The organism is Enterobacter sp. BIDMC 27 (assembly GCF_000534415.1).
GTDB classification, from domain to species: Bacteria; Pseudomonadota; Gammaproteobacteria; order Enterobacterales; family Enterobacteriaceae; genus Enterobacter; species Enterobacter hormaechei_C.
On the sequence record NZ_KI973178.1, the window covers coordinates 4384792 to 4400202 of the forward strand.

General features: G+C 50.9%; 19 protein-coding genes and 1 other RNA gene. 11 read left to right on the top strand and 9 right to left on the bottom strand.

The window, feature by feature from the left end; all coding sequences use genetic code 11:
- Positions 1–7: 7 nt before the first annotated feature.
- From L463_RS02250 to ffh, 6 genes are all read right to left on the bottom strand, one after another.
- Positions 8–412, bottom strand: coding sequence for a DUF2946 domain-containing protein (locus tag L463_RS02250; protein ID WP_017692856.1), 405 nt, complete (start codon positions 410–412; stop codon positions 8–10).
- Between the two features lie 132 nt (positions 413–544).
- Positions 545–892 (bottom strand): 50S ribosomal protein L19, encoded by a 348-nt coding sequence (rplS, locus tag L463_RS02245; RefSeq protein WP_002914145.1) that lies wholly within the window; start codon positions 890–892, stop codon positions 545–547.
- A 43-nt stretch (positions 893–935) separates the two neighbouring features.
- Positions 936–1703 carry a tRNA (guanosine(37)-N1)-methyltransferase TrmD gene (gene trmD, locus L463_RS02240; RefSeq protein WP_014832949.1) on the bottom strand — a complete coding sequence of 256 codons (768 nt, stop codon included), beginning with the start codon at positions 1701–1703 and terminating at the stop codon, positions 936–938.
- A gap of 31 nt (positions 1704–1734) precedes the next feature.
- Positions 1735–2274 carry a ribosome maturation factor RimM gene (rimM, locus tag L463_RS02235; protein ID WP_015571575.1) on the bottom strand — a complete coding sequence of 180 codons (540 nt, stop codon included), beginning with the start codon at positions 2272–2274 and terminating at the stop codon, positions 1735–1737.
- Positions 2275–2289: 15 nt separating this feature from the next.
- Complete coding sequence (gene rpsP, locus L463_RS02230; protein WP_003863133.1) at positions 2290–2538, bottom strand: 30S ribosomal protein S16; 249 nt, start codon at positions 2536–2538, stop codon at positions 2290–2292.
- Between the two features lie 116 nt (positions 2539–2654).
- Positions 2655–4016: a signal recognition particle protein gene (ffh, locus tag L463_RS02225; protein ID WP_003863132.1), complete on the bottom strand. Its 1362-nt coding sequence runs from the start codon at positions 4014–4016 to the stop codon at positions 2655–2657.
- 166 nt (positions 4017–4182) lie between these two features.
- Here ffh and L463_RS02220 point away from each other — a divergent pair, with 166 nt between their 5' ends.
- Together L463_RS02220 and L463_RS02215 are read left to right on the top strand one after the other, a co-directional pair.
- Entirely contained in the window at positions 4183–4974 is a 792-nt protein-coding gene (locus tag L463_RS02220) for a cytochrome C assembly family protein (protein WP_014832951.1), read from the top strand.
- 19 nt (positions 4975–4993) lie between these two features.
- Positions 4994–6280 (top strand): HlyC/CorC family transporter, encoded by a 1287-nt coding sequence (locus L463_RS02215; RefSeq protein ID WP_032104292.1) that lies wholly within the window; start codon positions 4994–4996, stop codon positions 6278–6280.
- 51 nt (positions 6281–6331) lie between these two features.
- Here L463_RS02215 and grpE read toward each other — a convergent pair whose 3' ends face one another.
- The gene (grpE, locus tag L463_RS02210; RefSeq protein ID WP_003863126.1) at positions 6332–6925 is read right to left on the bottom strand and encodes a nucleotide exchange factor GrpE; all 594 of its coding nucleotides are present in this window, start codon (positions 6923–6925) and stop codon (positions 6332–6334) included.
- Between the two features lie 122 nt (positions 6926–7047).
- Here grpE and nadK point away from each other — a divergent pair, with 122 nt between their 5' ends.
- The 3 genes from nadK (at position 7048) to bamE (ending at position 10150) form a co-directional block, all read left to right on the top strand.
- Entirely contained in the window at positions 7048–7926 is an 879-nt protein-coding gene (nadK, locus tag L463_RS02205) for an NAD(+) kinase (protein ID WP_017383004.1), read from the top strand.
- 85 nt (positions 7927–8011) lie between these two features.
- Positions 8012–9673 (top strand): DNA repair protein RecN, encoded by a 1662-nt coding sequence (recN, locus tag L463_RS02200; RefSeq protein WP_032104293.1) that lies wholly within the window; start codon positions 8012–8014, stop codon positions 9671–9673.
- 138 nt (positions 9674–9811) lie between these two features.
- Positions 9812–10150: an outer membrane protein assembly factor BamE gene (gene bamE, locus L463_RS02195; protein WP_003863121.1), complete on the top strand. Its 339-nt coding sequence runs from the start codon at positions 9812–9814 to the stop codon at positions 10148–10150.
- Between the two features lie 62 nt (positions 10151–10212).
- On the opposite strand, the gene L463_RS02190 is transcribed toward bamE, so the two are convergent.
- Both L463_RS02190 and L463_RS02185 read right to left on the bottom strand, forming a co-directional pair.
- Positions 10213–10500: an RnfH family protein gene (locus L463_RS02190; RefSeq protein ID WP_003863119.1), complete on the bottom strand. Its 288-nt coding sequence runs from the start codon at positions 10498–10500 to the stop codon at positions 10213–10215.
- Entirely contained in the window at positions 10490–10927 is a 438-nt protein-coding gene (locus tag L463_RS02185; RefSeq protein WP_195758491.1) for a type II toxin-antitoxin system RatA family toxin, read from the bottom strand. The genes L463_RS02190 and L463_RS02185 overlap by 11 nt, the downstream gene beginning before the upstream one ends.
- A 156-nt stretch (positions 10928–11083) precedes the next feature.
- Between L463_RS02185 and smpB the strand changes: the two genes are divergently transcribed.
- From smpB to L463_RS02160, 6 genes are all read left to right on the top strand, one after another.
- On the top strand, positions 11084–11566 hold the full coding sequence (gene smpB, locus L463_RS02180) for an SsrA-binding protein SmpB (RefSeq protein ID WP_003863115.1): 483 nt from the start codon (positions 11084–11086) through the stop codon (positions 11564–11566).
- An 89-nt stretch (positions 11567–11655) separates the two neighbouring features.
- Positions 11656–12019, top strand: a transfer-messenger RNA (tmRNA) gene (gene ssrA, locus L463_RS23835).
- A gap of 270 nt (positions 12020–12289) precedes the next feature.
- Entirely contained in the window at positions 12290–12529 is a 240-nt protein-coding gene (locus L463_RS02175; RefSeq protein ID WP_023295270.1) for a DinI family protein, read from the top strand.
- Between the two features lie 63 nt (positions 12530–12592).
- Positions 12593–12955, top strand: a complete 363-nt coding sequence (locus L463_RS02170) for a GtrA family protein (protein ID WP_023295271.1) — start codon at positions 12593–12595, stop codon at positions 12953–12955.
- On the top strand, positions 12952–13866 hold the full coding sequence (locus L463_RS02165; RefSeq protein WP_023295272.1) for a glycosyltransferase family 2 protein: 915 nt from the start codon (positions 12952–12954) through the stop codon (positions 13864–13866). Before L463_RS02170 ends, L463_RS02165 begins: the two co-directional genes overlap by 4 nt.
- A complete protein-coding gene (locus L463_RS02160) occupies positions 13867–15339 on the top strand; it encodes a glucosyltransferase domain-containing protein (RefSeq protein ID WP_023295273.1) in 1473 nt (490 codons plus the stop codon). It abuts the gene before it with no gap.
- The last annotated feature ends 72 nt before the right edge of the window (positions 15340–15411 follow it).

Here is a 15411-nt window from a genome sequence, read left to right on the forward strand (position 1 = left end):
TTTTGTTTTAAAGGGAGAAAGCAGACCGACGCGGCGGCGCGCGGGTATCGGGGTAAAGCCAGGGGAAAAAGTGCCAGTGGCTGACCGCCTGACGAGGCGGTTTCACGCGCAGCCGCTGCAACACCACGCTGAGCAGAACGATAAGCGCCAGCATCACGCCCGGCACATGCGCTAACAGCACGCAGTAGCCGCATGCTTCCGCATGGTCAACTGGCATAGAATGCGGCATATCACTATGATGCTCGTCCATCGACATCATGCTCATGTCATGGTGCATACCCGGCATGGCGCTCATGGGATCTTTTTGCAGCGAGACGGAGATCAGCGGCGCCACGACGATCAGCAGGATCGCAAACAGCGCGGTCAATGCCGCTGCGCGTTTCCAGTTACGCTGATGCAGTACGTTATCCACTTACCCTCCACCCAAGAGGCGAACATTGTAAATGATTTATGACGGAAGGGTTAACGCGAGAGGTGCGATGGGATAAAAAAAGGGCCAGCCTTTCGGCCAGCCCTTTCTAACAGGATGTCGCTTAAGCGAATCTTAGTTCAGACGCTCTTTAATACGAGCAGACTTACCAGTACGCTCACGCAGGTAGTACAGTTTAGCTTTACGTACAGCACCACGACGTTTAACAGCAATGCTGTCAACTACCGGAGAGTGAGTCTGGAAGACACGCTCAACGCCTTCGCCGTTGGAAATTTTACGAACAGTGAATGCAGAGTGCAGACCGCGGTTACGAATAGCGATAACCACGCCCTCGAATGCCTGCAGACGTTTTTTGGAACCTTCAACAACCCATACTTTCACTTCCACGGTGTCACCTGGACGGAAGGAAGGTACGTCCTGCTTCATCTGCTCTTGTTCAAGTTGCTTAATAATGTTGCTCATAATTTAATCTCTTATCCTGGGTAAACTGATATTCGGGAGCGTATTACGCATTCCCATCATGTTCATGCTGCTGGTGCGCGTGTTCAGTTTTGAACTCGGCCAGCAACTTTGCTTGCTCTTCAGTCAGAGCCAGGTTTTCCAGAAGTTCAGGTCTTCTAAGCCAGGTTCGGCCCAGCGACTGCTTCAAACGCCAGCGACGTATCTCGGCATGGTTTCCAGACAGTAATACTGCCGGGACTTCCATCCCTTCTAACACTTCAGGACGAGTATAGTGTGGACAGTCCAGCAATCCATCGGCAAACGAATCTTCCGTTGCCGAAGCTTCATGGCCCAGTACACCCGGAATGAACCGGGCAACGGAGTCAATCAGCGTCATTGCTGGTAACTCACCACCGCTGAGAACGTAATCGCCGATAGACCATTCTTCGTCAATCTCGGTTTGAATTACGCGCTCATCTATCCCTTCGTAGCGACCACAGACCAGAATCAGCTTTTGATTCGTCGCCAGTTCGCTCACGCCCGCTTGATCAAGCTTGCGTCCCTGAGGTGACAGATAAATCACCTTCGCGCCTTCACCTGCCGCGGCTTTTGCTGTGTGAATGGCGTCCCGTAAGGGTTGCACCATCATCAACATCCCCGGTCCGCCGCCGTAAGGACGATCGTCCACGGTACGGTGCCGGTCGTGCGTGAAGTCACGAGGACTCCAGCTCTGGATGCTCAGCAGGCCATTCTTTACTGCCCGGCCAGTTACCCCGTAATCGGTAATCGCGCGGAACATTTCAGGAAACAGGCTAATTATGCCAATCCACATAGCGCCGTCTTTTACCGTTTATCCGGAGAATTTAAAAACCAGGATCCCAATCTACTTCAATGGTTTGAGTAGTGAGATCGACTTTCTTGATAACCTGTCCATCGAGGAACGGAACCAACCGCTCCTTGATGCCAAATGCATCTTTCAGGTTTGCCTTAATGACGAGAACGTCATTTGACCCGGTTTCCATCATGTCGATGACTTTCCCCAGGCTGTAGCCTTCAGTGGTCACTACCTGGCAACCCATAAGGTCTTTCCAGTAGTAGTCACCCTCTTCCAGCTGTGGCAACTGCGACGAATCCACGACAATTTCACAATTAGTCAGCGCATTCGCGGCATCACGATCGTCAATGCCTTTCAGCTTGATGATGATGTCCTGATTGTGGTGACGCCAGCTTTCCAGCTCGACCTCTTCCCACTTACCGGCTTTCTGGATAAACCAGGGCTGGTAATTAAAAATGCTATCAGCGTCTTCAGTGGAGGAAAACACTCTGAGCCAACCACGGATACCGTAGCAAGAACCCATTTTTCCCAATACGATCGGTTCAACAGGTGCTTTATTGCTCATCATGACCACCGTGACAGATTAAGCTGCTTTGTTTGCTGCTTTGATCAGCGTAGCAACGCGATCGGAAACAGTAGCGCCCTGGCCAACCCAGTGAGCGATACGATCCAGATCCAGACGGGTTTCTTCTTCTGCGCCAGCGGCCAGTGGGTTGAAGAAACCAACGCGCTCGATGAAGCGACCGTTGCGTGCATTACGGCTGTCAGTCACAACAACCTGGTAGAACGGACGCTTTTTAGCGCCGTGACGAGCTAAACGAATAGTTACCATAACATCCTCTTGTGTGAATAAAACAACCGGGCCCCATCGAGGAACGGAGCCCGGGTGTCATATTAAAAGCCCGAAAATTTTACTCATTTTCGGGCAAAAAGCAATCTCAAAAGCGATTAACGCCCAGGAAAACCGGGAGGCATCATGCCTTTCATGCCGCGCATCATCTTCGCCATGCCGCCTTTCTTCATTTTCTTCATCATGCGCTGCATGTCGTCGAACTGTTTCAGAAGGCGGTTAACGTCCTGCACCTGCATGCCGCAACCGGCTGCGATACGGCGTTTACGGGAACCTTTGATGATTTCTGGCTTCGCGCGCTCTTTCAGCGTCATCGAGTTGATGATGGCCTCCATACGCACCAGCACTTTGTCATCCATCTGGGATTTGACGTTGTCCGGGATCTGGCCCATGCCTGGCAGTTTGCCCATCAGGCTTGCCATGCCGCCCATGTTTTTCATCTGACGCAGCTGCTCAAGGAAGTCGGTCAGATCGAAACCGTCGCCTTTTTTCAGCTTGCTGGCGAGTTTTTCCGCCTGCGCGCGGTCAACCTTGCTTTCAATATCTTCGATCAGCGACAGCACGTCGCCCATGCCGAGGATACGGGAGGCAATACGATCCGGATGGAACGGCTCCAGCGCTTCGGTTTTCTCGCCCACGCCGAGGAACTTGATTGGCTTACCGGTGATATGACGAATAGAGAGCGCCGCACCGCCGCGGGCATCGCCGTCGACTTTGGTCAGCACCACGCCGGTTAACGGCAGGGCTTCGTTAAACGCTTTTGCGGTGTTCGCTGCATCCTGACCGGTCATGGCGTCAACAACAAACAGGGTCTCTACCGGATTGATAGAGGCATGCACCTGCTTGATTTCGTCCATCATCGCTTCGTCAACGTGCAGACGACCGGCGGTATCCACCAGCAGCACGTCGTAGAATTTCAGCTTCGCCTCTTTCAGCGCCGCGTTAACGATATCGACAGGCTTCTGCGCCACGTCGGACGGGAAGAAGTCTACGCCAACCTGCTCGGCCAACGTTTCCAGCTGTTTGATCGCCGCCGGGCGATACACGTCCGCCGACACCACCAGCACCTTTTTCTTGTGCTTTTCGCGCAGGAATTTCCCCAGCTTACCGACGCTGGTAGTTTTACCCGCACCTTGCAGACCCGCCATCAGCACGACGGCCGGCGGCTGAGCCGCCAGGTTTAGCACCTGGTTCTCTTCACCCATCGCCGAAACCAGTTCGTTACGGACGATTTTGACGAACTCCTGACCCGGAGTCAGGCTCTTGTTCACTTCATGGCCAACCGCTTTCTCTTTCACGCGGTTGATAAAATCACGTACGACCGGCAACGCGACGTCTGCTTCCAGCAGCGCCATGCGCACTTCGCGCAGCGTTTCCTTGATGTTCTCTTCGGTGAGGCGTCCACGGCCGCTGATGTTGCGCAGCGTGCGCGACAAACGATCGGTTAAATTATCAAACATTGTCTCTCGCCTGGGGTAGAAACGTTAGGTCGCCTGGGCGACACATACACAGAATTTTGCCGGAGTATAACATGAAGGCGCCTTTGTTGTTATGCAACGGTTGGAGCAGGCGTCACGTAACGTTATACTGCTTCTCTTTCTTATTAAGACAACTGTCGACGCCTATATGCCTGTTTTCGCACTGATCGCCCTTGTTGCCTACTCTGTCAGCCTCGCGCTGATCATTCCTGGCCTGCTGCAAAAAAACAGCGGCTGGCGGCGCATGGCTATTCTTTCGGCAGTGATCGCACTGATTAGCCATGCGTTTGCGCTGGAATCACGCATCATTCCCGGCGACGGCAGCGTGCAGAATCTGAGCGTACTGAACGTCGGCTCGCTGGTCAGCCTGATGATCTGTACGGTCATGACCATTGTCGCGTCTAAAAACCGTGGCTGGCTGCTGCTGCCGATAGTCTACGCCTTTGCGCTGATCAACCTGGCGTTAGCCACGTTCATGCCCAATGAGTTTATTACTCACCTGGAAGCCACGCCGGGGATGCTGGTGCATATTGGCCTGTCGCTGTTCTCCTACGCGACGCTGATCATCGCCGCCCTTTACGCCATGCAACTCGCCTGGATTGACTACCAGCTGAAAAATAAAAAGCTGGCGTTTAACCACGAAATGCCGCCGCTGATGGTGATTGAGCGTAAGATGTTCCACATCACCCAGGTCGGTGTGGTTCTGCTGACGCTGACGCTGTGCACGGGCTTGTTTTATATGAAGAACCTGTTCAGCGTGGAGAATATCGATAAAGCGGTCCTCTCCATCATCGCGTGGTTTGTCTATATTGTCCTGTTATGGGGCCATTATCATGAAGGCTGGCGCGGTCGTCGCGTGGTCTGGTTCAACGTAGCGGGTGCGGGCATTCTCACGCTTGCCTATTTTGGTAGCCGCTTCATACAGCAATTTGCTGGCTAAGTAACAAAAGGAGTTCCCCCTGGAACACATCTCTACCACCACGCTGATCGTCATTCTGATCATCATGGTGGTCATCTCCGCTTATTTCTCTGGCTCTGAAACCGGCATGATGACGCTGAACCGCTACCGGTTACGTCATCGCGCCAAGCAGGGTAACCGTGCCGCGCGTCGTGTCGAAAAGCTTCTGCGTAAGCCGGACCGGCTGATTAGCCTGGTGCTTATCGGTAACAACCTGGTCAATATTCTCGCTTCTGCGTTGGGCACCATCGTCGGGATGCGTCTGTACGGCAACGCAGGCGTGGCGATTGCCACAGGTGTGCTCACGTTTGTGGTGCTGGTGTTTGCGGAAGTGCTGCCCAAAACCATCGCCGCGCTTTACCCGGAAAAAGTCGCCTACCCGAGCAGCTTCCTGTTAGCACCGCTGCTTATTCTGATGATGCCGCTGGTCTGGCTGCTGAATATGGTGACACGGGTGCTGATGCGCATGGTCGGTATAAAGGCAGACGTCACCATTAGTAGCGCGCTCAGCAAAGACGAACTGCGTACCATCGTGAATGAATCCCGCTCGCAGATCTCCCGCCGCAATCAGGACATGCTCCTGTCGGTGCTGGATCTGGAAAAGGTCAGCGTTGACGACATCATGGTGCCGCGCAATGAAATCGTCGGGATTGATATCAACGACGACTGGAAGGCCATTGTCCGCCAGCTGACACACTCCCCGCACGGGCGTATCGTCCTCTATCGCGATTCCCTCGACGATGCCATCAGCATGCTGCGCGTGCGCGAGGCCTATCGTCTGATGACTGAGAAAAACGAGTTCACCAAAGAGGTGATGCTGCGCGCCGCCGACGAAATTTACTACGTGCCGGAAGGCACCCCACTCAGCACGCAACTGGTGAAGTTCCAGCGAAACAAGAAGAAAGTCGGCCTGGTGGTGGATGAATACGGCGATATACAGGGGCTGGTGACGGTCGAAGATATTCTGGAAGAGATTGTCGGGGACTTTACCACGTCAATGTCGCCTTCCCTTGCGGAAGAAGTCACCCCGCAAAACGACGGGTCAGTGCTTATCGACGGCAGCGCCAACATTCGTGAAATCAATAAAGCGTTCAACTGGCATTTGCCGGAAGACGAAGCGCGGACGATGAACGGAATGATCCTGGAAGCGCTGGAAGAGATCCCGGCGGCAGGCACGCGCGTGCGCATTGAACAGTATGATATTGATATTCTGGACGTTCAGGACAACATGATTAAGCAGGTGAAGGTCCTGCCCGTTAAACCTTTACGCGAAAGTATCGCCGAATAAAATGTAGGCCGGGTAAGGCGAACGCCGCCACCCGGCACTACAGGCAGCACGTTATGCTTTCGCTTTCGCCACGGTCACCATCGCAGCGCGAATAGTACGACCGTTCAGGGTATACCCTTTCTGCATCACGCCCAGCACGTTACCCGCGGCAACGTCTTCGGATTCCACCATCGCAATGGCCTGGTGAACGTTTGGATCCAGCGGTACATCCGTATCGGCAATCACTTCAACACCGAACTTACGCACCACATCCAGCATGGATTTCAGCGTCAGCTCAATGCCTTCAATCATCGCCGCGTTATCCGGGTTAGCTTTATCCGCCACTTCTAGCGCGCGATCCAGGCTGTCGATCACCGGAAGCAGTTCGTTGACGAATTTCTCCAGCGCAAATTTGTGCGCCTTTTCAACGTCCAGCTCGGTACGACGGCGCAGGTTTTCCATTTCCGCTTTGATACGCAGTACGCCATCGCGTTCGCGATTCTGCGCTTCTACCAACTGAGCTTCCAGGTTGGCAATTTTTTCATCGCGCGGGTCCACCTGCTCAGCAGACGTGTCTGGCTCTACTGCCTCAACTTCATCGTGCTGTTCCGTGATAATTTCTTCAGGGGCTTGCCCCTCAGGCGTTTTCTGTTCTTTACTACTCATGAATTTCTCCGCGTTTTTCTGCATTCATCTCGCTAACTTCGCTTATTATGGGGATCAGTTTCCTGGATTCAAGGGAACAAGGCAGATTGTCATCATTCATCAGGCACAAGGACCTCCAGAAAATGAATAATCATTTCAGGTGTATTGGGATCGTCGGCCATCCGCGTCACCCTACCGCATTGACGACACATGAAATGTTGTATCGCTGGCTGTGTGGTAAAGGCTATGAAGTGATGGTCGAGCAGCAGATCGCCCAGGAGTTGCAGCTTAAAAGCGTCAGAACCGGCACGCTGGCGGAAATTGGCCAGCAGGCGGATCTCGCCGTGGTGGTCGGTGGCGACGGCAATATGCTGGGCGCGGCGCGAACGCTGGCTCGCTATGATATTAAGGTTATTGGTATTAACCGTGGCAATCTCGGTTTCCTGACCGACCTCGACCCGGACAATGCGCAGCAGCAGCTGGCGGACGTGCTGGAAGGCCACTATATCAGTGAAAAACGGTTTTTACTGGAAGCCCAGGTGTGTCAGCAGGACTGCCAGAAGCGCATCAGCACCGCCATTAACGAGGTGGTTCTCCATCCCGGTAAAGTGGCGCACATGATCGAGTTCGAAGTCTATATCGACGAAATATTCGCTTTCTCGCAGCGTTCTGACGGGCTGATTATTTCAACCCCGACGGGGTCAACTGCCTACTCGCTTTCAGCCGGAGGTCCAATCCTGACGCCATCGCTGGATGCCATTACCCTGGTGCCGATGTTCCCGCATACGCTCTCGGCGCGTCCGCTGGTGATCAACGGCGACAGCACCATCCGCCTGCGTTTTTCCCATCGCCGTAACGACCTGGAGATCAGCTGCGACAGTCAGATTGCGCTCCCCATTCAGGAAGGTGAAGATGTCCTCATTCGCCGCTGCGATTACCATCTGAACCTGATTCACCCGAAAGATTACAGCTATTTCAACACATTAAGCTCCAAGCTCGGCTGGTCAAAAAAATTGTTCTGATTTTGCATCCAGCACTTTACTGTATATAAAACCAGTTTATACTGTATACAAACACAGTTATGGTTTTTCATACAGGAAAACAATTATGCTGGCACAACTGACCATCAGCAACTTTGCCATTGTTCGTGAGCTTGAGATCGACTTCCATAGCGGAATGACGGCGATTACCGGTGAAACCGGTGCAGGTAAATCCATTGCCATTGATGCCCTCGGCTTGTGCCTCGGCGGTCGTGCTGAGGGGGATATGGTGCGCACAGGCGCCGCCCGTGCCGATCTCTGCGCCCGCTTCTCGTTGAAAGACACCCCTGCCGCCCTGCGCTGGCTGGAAGCGAACCAGCTCGAAGACGGACGTGAGTGTTTACTTCGCCGCGTCATCAGCAGCGATGGCCGCTCCCGCGGTTTTATCAATGGTACAGCGGTTCCCCTTTCCCAGCTTCGCGAGCTGGGCCAGCTGCTCATCCAGATCCATGGTCAGCATGCGCACCAGCAGTTAATCAAACCCGAACAACAGAAAGCCCTGCTTGATGGCTACGCAGGTGAGTACGCGCTTACTCAACTCATGGCGGAGCACTATCGTCAGTGGCATCAAAGCTGCCGCGAACTTGCGCAGCATCAGCAGCAAAGCCAGGAGCGTACCGCGCGCGCCGAGCTGCTGGAATATCAGCTGAAAGAGCTGAACGAATTTAACCCGCAGGCGGGTGAATTTGAGCAAATCGACGAAGAGTACAAGCGTCTGGCCAACAGCGGTCAGCTGCTTTCCATCAGCCAGACTGCCCTTAACATGCTGGCGGATGGCGAAGACGTGAATTTGCAGAGCCAGCTGTATAACGTGCGTCAGCTTGTGACCGAACTGACCGGCATGGACAATAAGCTTTCTGGCGTACTGGAAATGCTGGAAGAGGCCGCGATTCAGATTTCAGAAGCCGGGGATGAACTGCGCCACTACTGCGAACGTCTGGATCTCGACCCGAACCGTCTGTTCGAACTTGAGCAACGCATCTCCCGTCAGATTTCACTGGCGCGTAAGCATCACGTAACCCCGGAAGAGCTGCCGAATTACTATCAGTCTCTGCTGGAGGAACAGCAGCAGCTGGACGATCAGGCCGATTCCCTTGAAACCTTGTCTCTGGCGGTTAATCTGCATCATCAGCAGGCGCTGGAAACGGCGAAACGGCTGCATGACGTGCGGCAACACTATGCGCTGGAGCTTAGCCAGCACATTACCGACAGCATGCATACGCTGGCGATGCCGCATGGGGTGTTCACCATAGATGTTCGCTTTGAAGAGAATCACCTGACGGCGGAAGGCGCAGATCGCGTAGAATTCCGCGTCACCACCAACCCGGGCCAGCCTTTGCAGGCGATTTCGAAAGTGGCTTCCGGCGGTGAACTGTCGCGTATTGCCCTGGCCATTCAGGTGATTACCGCCCGTAAAATGGAAACCCCGGCGTTGATTTTCGATGAAGTGGATGTGGGTATCAGCGGCCCGACCGCGGCCGTTGTCGGCAAACTGCTGCGTCAGTTAGGTGAATCGACGCAGGTCATGTGCGTGACTCACCTGCCGCAGGTCGCCGGTTGTGGTCATCACCACTTTATCGTCAGCAAGGAAACCGATGGCGAAATGACGGAAACGCACATGAAGCCGCTGGATAAACGCTCACGCTTGCAGGAGCTGGCACGCCTGCTCGGCGGCAGTGAAGTCACCCGCAATACGCTTGCGAATGCGAAAGAACTGCTGGCGGCATAAACTTTTTCGGGATCTCAGGGTCATACAGAACAACAAAAACGCCGCCAGACCGGTTTCAAAGTGGGGCAAGGTCTATTATCATCGGCATATTACATATGAGCCGCGTACTGCTCGGGCCCGAAAAGGAATCAAATCACTATGCGCTGTAAAACGCTGACCGCTGCCGCAGCGGTTCTTCTGATGTTGACCGCAGGCTGTTCCACTCTGGAGAAAGTGGTTTACCGTCCTGACATCAACCAGGGGAACTACCTTACCCCTAACGATGTGTCCAAAATCCGCGTGGGTATGACACAACAGCAGGTCGCTTATGCCCTGGGAACCCCGATGATGTCCGATCCGTTCGGCACAAACACCTGGTTCTATGTATTCCGCCAGCAGCCTGGTCATGAAGATGTGACCCAGCAAACCCTGACGCTGACCTTCAGCAGTGCCGGCGTGCTGACCAACATCGACAACAAGCCTGCCCTGACCAAATAATCAGGCGTCAGCAACGCAAAAAGGTGCTCATTGAGCACCTTTTTTGTGAATGTTTTTTTTGGCTACTTACCGGATTTCTCTGCTCGCTGACGGCGCAGCTCTTTCGGGTCGGCAATCAGCGGACGATAGATTTCAACCCTGTCGCCCTCTTTCAGCACATCACCGAGCTTTACCGGACGGCTATAAATCCCGACTTTATTCTTCGCCAGGTCAATATCACGGCGAAGTTCAAGGATGCCGGAGGCCCGGATAGCCGCCTCAACGGTGGCGCCCTCTTCAAGCGTCACGCGCTGCAAATACTGCTTCTCCGGCAGCGCATACACCACCTCAACAGCAATCTTATGCGACACTGTAAACCTCTTTGGCGCGCGTGGTGAACGCCTGAACCATATTCGAGGCCAGCTCTTTAAAGATACGGCCAAACGCCAGTTCGATCAGCTTATTGGTAAATTCAAAATCCAGATGAAACTCAATGCGGCAGGCGTCAGCGCTCAGTGGCGTAAACTTCCACCCTCCCATCAGTTTTTTAAACGGACCATCCACCAGATGCATCAAAATACTCTGATTGCTCATCAGGGTATTGCGCGTGGTGAACGTTTTGCTGATCCCCGCTTTGGAGACATCCACGGCCGCAGTCATCTGCGTCGGGCCGGATTCCAGCACCCGGCTACCGGTGCATCCCGGAATAAATTCCGGATAGGACTGAACGTCGTTCACTAACTGATACATTTGTTCCGCGCTGTAGGGAACAAGCGCGGTACGGCTAATCTGAGGCATAGCATTTTCCATGGTCACACAACAGACAAATAATAACATTTATCACCTGTTAAAAAAACGCTAAGCCTTATCTCGTGCTAAGATAGCGCGTTAGACCTCACAGGACGCAATGAGGTGACTTTTTAAAATCAGATTACCGACGGCTTTACGACACTTATGACGAAGAAAAAAGCACATAAACCTGGTTCGGCGACCATTGCGCTTAACAAGCGTGCTCGCCACGAGTATTTCATCGAAGAAGAATTCGAGGCAGGCCTTGCGTTGCAGGGCTGGGAAGTAAAATCGCTGCGTGCCGGGAAAGCCAATATCGGCGACAGCTACGTGATCCTGAAAGACGGTGAGGCCTTCCTGTTCGGCGCGAATTTTACGCCGCTGACCGTCGCCTCTTCACATTACGTCTGCGATCCTACCCGCACCCGTAAGCTGCTGCTGAACAAGCGCGAACTGGAATCCCTCTACGGACGCATCAACCGCGAAGGCTTCACCGTGGTGGCGCTCTCTTTGTACTGGAAAAACGCCTGGTGCAAAGTGAAAATCGGCGTGGCGAAAGGTAAGAAACAGCACGACAAACGTACTGACCTGAAAGCACGCGAGTGGCAGCTCGACAAAGCACGTATCATGAAAAACGCAGGACGTTGATTCTGCGCACTTATTGTACTATTCAATAAGTTAGCGTTTCGGGCTGGTGTCGAGGAAGTAAAATCTGGTATACTGAGTTCAACACTATTGGGGCTGATTCTGGATTCGACGGGATTTGCGAAACCCAAGGTGCATGCCGAGGGGCGGTTTGCCTCGTTAAAAGCCGCAAAAAAATAGTCGCAAACGACGAAAACTACGCTTTAGCAGCTTAATAACCTGCTAAGAGCCCTCTCTCCCTAGCTTCCGCTCTTAAGACGGGGATCAAAGAGAGGTCAAACCCAAAAGAGATCGCGTGGAAATCCTGCCTGGGGTTGAAGCGTTAAAACTAATCAGGCTAGTTCGTTAGTGGCGTGTTTGTCCGCAGCTGGCGTGCGAATGTAAAGACAAACTAAGCATGTAGTACCGAGGATGTAGAAATTTCGGACGCGGGTTCAACTCCCGCCAGCTCCACCACTTTGATGGGACTGCAACCGGACAGCGGCAATAAAAACAGCCACTTACGGACACTGACCAGACAGTGCGCAGACCGAGAAAAGACAAAATATGCACGTGAAATGCACGTGCACTTTAAAAAAACCCCAGATCTCACGGTCTGGGGTTTTTCTATTTGTAACTAAGGGTAACAAAAACACCTACCCCCTTTCGCGCTCCGCTCGCCTTGACACTGTTTATTATCACATTAAAAATACTGTATACAACCACAGTGGTTTTCCGGAGGCTTTTATGTTCGTTGAACTGGTTTATGACAAACGTAATGTGGAGGGGCTCGAAGGGGCCAGAGAGATTATCCTGGCAGAGCTGACGAAGCGAGTGCACCAGATTTTCCCTGATGCCGAGGTGAAGGTGAAGCCGATGCAGGCAAACGCCCTGAATAGCGATGCCAGCAAAAGCGATCGGGAAAAACTGAACCGTATGCTGGAGGAAATGTTTGAAGAGGCCGATATGTGGCTTGTACAGGATTAAATCTAGAACACTCTCATACGCAATGCTAAACTTGTCATCTTTCAGAATTGACTGATTTTTCAAATGTTAAAGTTATTTAGTCGCTACATTTCAGTAGGCGTAATTAACACTGCTATGCACTGGGTATGCTTCGGCGCGCTTCTTCATTTCTTCGAAGCTACTCAGGCTGTTGCAAACGTCTCCGCATTCTTCATTGCGGTTACGTTTAGTTTCTTCGCTAACGCAAGATGGACGTTCAAATCACAGGCAACGTCAGGGCGTTATATCGCGTTCGTCGCATTCATGGGCATCATGGCTGGAATGACAGGGTACATCGCAGATGCGATTGGTGCGTCGCCTATTTTAACCCTCTTAGCGTTCTCAGGATTCAGTCTTGTTGCCGGGTTCATATACTCAAAATTCATTGTCTTTAGGGATGCGAAATGAAAATTTCTTTGGTCGTGCCGGTGTTCAATGAAGAGGAAGCCATTCCAATCTTCTATAAAACTGTACGGGAATTTGAAGGTCTGCAGCAGCATGATGTTGAAATCATCTTCATCAATGACGGCAGTAAAGACGCCACAGAATCAATCATAAACGCGCTTGCTGTAGCTGACCCTCTTGTAGTTCCGCTGTCATTCACTCGCAACTTCGGTAAAGAGCCAGCGCTGTTCGCCGGGCTTGACAATGCAACCGGTGACGCGATTATCCCGATTGATGTAGACCTGCAGGACCCAATTGAGGTCATTCCACACCTGATTGAGAAGTGGCAGGCTGGGGCAGATATGGTGCTGGCTAAACGCTCTGACCGATCCACCGATGGGCGACTCAAGCGTAAGACCGCAGAGTGGTTCTATAAGCTGCACAACAAAATCAGCAATCCGCAGATCGAGGAAAACGTTGGCGACTTCCGCCTGATGTCTCGAAATGTGGTTGAAAACATCAAGCTGATGCCAGAGCGCAACCTTTTCATGAAAGGAGTTTTGAGTTGGGTTGGCGGCCGCACTGATGTTGTTGAATATGCCCGCGCAGAACGTGTGGCCGGGGATTCTAAGTTCAATGGCTGGAAGCTGTGGAACCTTGCATTAGAGGGCATTACAAGTTTCTCAACTTTTCCACTGCGCATGTGGACGTATATCGGTTTGTTCGTTGCCGGCATGGCCTTTATGTACGGAGCGTGGATGATTATTGACACCATAGCATTCGGAAATCCAGTAAGAGGCTATCCTTCTATATTGGTATCAATTTTGTTCCTCGGCGGTGTGCAATTAATCGGTATTGGAGTTCTCGGCGAGTACATCGGCAGGATTTATATTGAGGTTAAAAACAGACCTCGTTATATTTTGAAGGGAAATTAAATGGTTAGCTTTCACAAAAAAGAATTTTCATTGTTCAGTGCGTGGATATTCTCGCTCATAATAATATCGATCGGATACTACCCACTGATCAATGACAGGCTCTATCTGGTTGATGATATCACTAGGTCAATTAAAGGATACTTTGGGTGGATTGAATTAGGCAGACCACTAACAGAATGGCTTGCTATGTTCTTGAGCACCAGTTCTGACCGCCTTGCCGACATTACACCTTTGCCTCAGTTATCGAGTATTGTTGCGTTATCTTATTTAACAATTCTTTTACTTAAAAATACATTCCATAAAATCACCATTGGGAATGTTCTAATATGTATAACTGTAGCAGTAAACCCACTGTTACTTGGTAATATGTTGTTCAGGTTTGATTCATTATCAATGATATTGTCCATGTTGTTACCTGTTCTAGCGTGGGATTTGCTAAACAAAAACAGGACTATATATGCGCTAGCATCACTTATTGCATGTCTTTCTTTTTACCAACCAGCCATTGCAATATTCCCGATATTGGTAATAACTACATTTATTCAATCCAAAAAACACAACAACAAAAACATAGAGTACATAATAAAATCTGCTGGGCTAACCGTAGTGTCTTGCGTTTTATACTATTTCGTTGTTGTACTTAATACCATTAAATCCACTGAAAAGAGGGCAGACTTAACTACTGGATTAGCAAGTAACATTTACATAGGAATTAAGACCTCTATTTCAACAGCATTGCAATCTTATGGTCACGTCGCTGCTATATTAATAGCAGTAGCAACGTTAGCTTTTATCATTGTATACGCAAAACATATTATTGTAGTAGTTAAAGAGGGCGCGGGGAATTCAAGGTTTTTAAACCTTTCACTAATGGTATTTGCTCCAGTTGTAATATTAATTTGTTCTGCTGGAGTAAATCTGATTCTTAGTAATGGGTACTATCCAACGCGAGTTTTATTTCCAATAGCGTTTATAGTTTTCCTAGCCCTTGCCATCCCCGCCACATTCAATGATTTCTTTAATCGTATCGCAGCATATTTATCTATCGCACTGATATTCTCATCAACATCAGTGATTTATGCCACTGCATCTTCACTTTATCATCAGCAACGCTACGATTCATATGTATTATTTTCCTTAAGCGAAAAGCTTTCACTTTTAAAATCAAAGAAAAATACATACATATTCGGCGCAACAGACTATTCAGAGGCGTCAAAAACTTCAAATAGAGTATTCCCAATACTAGATCACATAAAGAACAACTACTATGACATGACATTAAGTCAGTCATTAGTTAACAATGGGATTAGGAACATAAAGTTCTCTGGCAAGGACAGGCAGATTTCCTATGAATTAGAGAAAATGGCTTGCAATGGTGAGATGAATCTTATTTACTCCATGCCTCAATACTCCATTTTCGAGAATGATAAAAATTTACTAATTTATCTCGGCGGGAGCATCTGTAATAAATGAAGATCTTAGGATAGTTTAAACTATTAACAAGCACATGAAGACATCAAGGGCGTAAATTACCCTTGATGTCTT